Source organism: Polynucleobacter sp. AP-Capit-er-40B-B4, assembly GCF_018882245.1.
GTDB lineage: Bacteria > Pseudomonadota > Gammaproteobacteria > Burkholderiales > Burkholderiaceae > Polynucleobacter.
Genome location: NZ_JACVOV010000003.1, coordinates 5,916 through 7,373 on the forward strand (window position 1 = coordinate 5,916; position 1,458 = coordinate 7,373).

1 protein-coding gene is annotated in these 1,458 nt (G+C 48.6%); it reads left to right on the forward strand.

The window, feature by feature from the left end:
* Positions 1-1,458, forward strand: a 1,458-nt coding sequence (locus tag ICN19_RS08180; RefSeq protein WP_216246967.1) for a tandem-95 repeat protein, incomplete at both ends; no start/stop codon positions are given.

Consider the following 1,458-nt stretch of genomic DNA (forward strand, 5'->3'; position numbering starts at 1 on the left):
GGTACGTATACCTATACTCCAACCGCGAACTTTAGTGGCACGGATACCTTTACCTATACGGTAACGGATGCTGCTTCTGGTGAAGTGCTCACTAAGACAGTGACGGTCACGATTACTCCGGTTAACGATACTTTTGCTGATACTAACGAAGCAGTTAGCACGCCTGAAGACACCCCAATTAGCGGCAACGTGATTGATGCTGGATTAACGTCTGGTGATGGCCCAATTACTTTGACAGGCTTCCAAGTAGCTGGCGATAGTACGGTGTACACAGATGGGCAGACCGCTACGATTACCGGTGTTGGCACCATCACAATCGGTGCAGATGGTGCTTACACCTTCACTCCGGTTGCAAACTACTATGGCACTGTTCCAACAGTGACCTATAGCTTGACTGACGATAGTGGCGCTACAGTAGGTGATACCAGCACGCTCATCATCACAGTGACTCCGGTAGTTGACTTAACTGCTGCTAATGACACTAATACCACCCCTGAAGATACGCCCGTCAATGGTACGGTTGTTGCCAATGACAGCACCACTTCAGGTGGTACCTTGGCTTATGCCAAGGCAACAGATCCTGCGCATGGCACTGTCACTGTTGCTGCCGATGGTACGTATACCTATACTCCAACCGCGAACTTTAGTGGCACGGATACCTTTACCTATACGGTAACGGATGCTGCTTCTGGTGAAGTGCTCACTAAGACAGTGACGGTCACGATTACTCCGGTTAACGATACTTTTGTTGATAGCAATGAAGTTATTGTTTCGCCACAAGGTGTTTCGATCAATAACAACGTGATTGATAGTGGATTAACTTCTGGTGATGGCCCAATTACGTTAACAAGCTTCCAAGTGGCTGGCGATAGTACGGTGTACACAGCAGGGCAGACCGCTACGATTACCGGTGTTGGCACCATCACAATCGGTGCAGATGGTGCTTATACCTTTACACCAACCGCAAGTTTCCATGGTGTCGTACCAACGGTTACTTATAGCTTGACAGACGATAGTGGCGCTACAGTAGGTGATACAAGTACACTCGATATAACGGTTTTTGCAACTACGACCGTGACGCTCAGTTCAGCGACTGCCGGTACTGCAATTTCTGAAGGCAGCAGTATTGTGTATACCGCGACGGTAGCAACTACTGTGACAGGTAGTGACATGGTTGTTACCTTGTCCAACGGTCAAATCATCACTATCCCAGTTGGCTCTACTACTGGAAACTCTTCACCGGTAGCAGTTCGCACTGATGATCCATTGGTACAAGGCATTCAGACTTTAAGTCCAGTTACCATTAGTACTGCTGTACAAACAGTCGGAGCAGTTGGTAATTTCCAGTCCATTACACCTACTGGCACCGTTGCCAACACCGTAGTGGATGATGCTGATCCAATGACCGTGATACTGAGCTCAGCAACTGCTGGCGCCGCGATCACTGAAGGTGGCAGA